This is a genomic window from Dyella flava (assembly GCF_016904955.1).
Lineage (GTDB): Bacteria > Pseudomonadota > Gammaproteobacteria > Xanthomonadales > Rhodanobacteraceae > Dyella_B > Dyella_B flava.
Genome location: NZ_JADIKE010000007.1, coordinates 1 through 529, shown reverse-complemented (window position 1 = coordinate 529; position 529 = coordinate 1). Strand labels below are relative to the sequence as shown.

Sequence of the window (529 nt, the reverse complement as noted above, 5' to 3'; positions counted from 1 at the left end):
GCCTACGCCACGGTATGCCTTAACCGCGCCATCGACTGGCGTTATCAGCTGATTCCGTTGCGGGTGATGCACAAACTGGCACAGCAAGCCGGGGTTCAATGGGGCCAGTCCCCCGATGACTATCCCGACATGAGGCTTCCTGACGGGCTGCAAGCCATTGCGGCAAAGCTTCTCGCCGAACAGCCTCTGGACCCTGATGAAGAGGCGATGCTGGCCCGCGGTTATCTGCATCAATCCGCCAACTGGAACATCGCCAACGACAGCGTGCACGAAGGTGACGATGGCAAGGCGCCGCATCACAAAGGTAGCCGGTCCATCAATCTGTTGTACGTCAACCGTCCGCAGCCTCCCGCGAAAGATAACGACATCAGCCAACGCAAAGTGCTGCGCAATGAGAATCACTGACATACTCAAACACTTGCTGCCATGGCTGACGCTGTGGCTCGCAGGATGCGCGCTGACACAAAGCACTCCCCGCAACGGCCTGCCGTACGACAGTTGGTACCTGGGGTTTCGTGCGCCTGCCAAT

1 pseudogene is annotated in these 529 nt (G+C 58.8%); it reads left to right on the top strand.

Annotation, left to right across the window (positions count from 1 at the left end):
* Window positions 1-405 (top strand): annotated as a pseudogene (locus tag ISP19_RS00040) (DUF2235 domain-containing protein); the annotation flags it as partial.
* Between the last annotated feature and the right edge of the window lie 124 nt (window positions 406-529).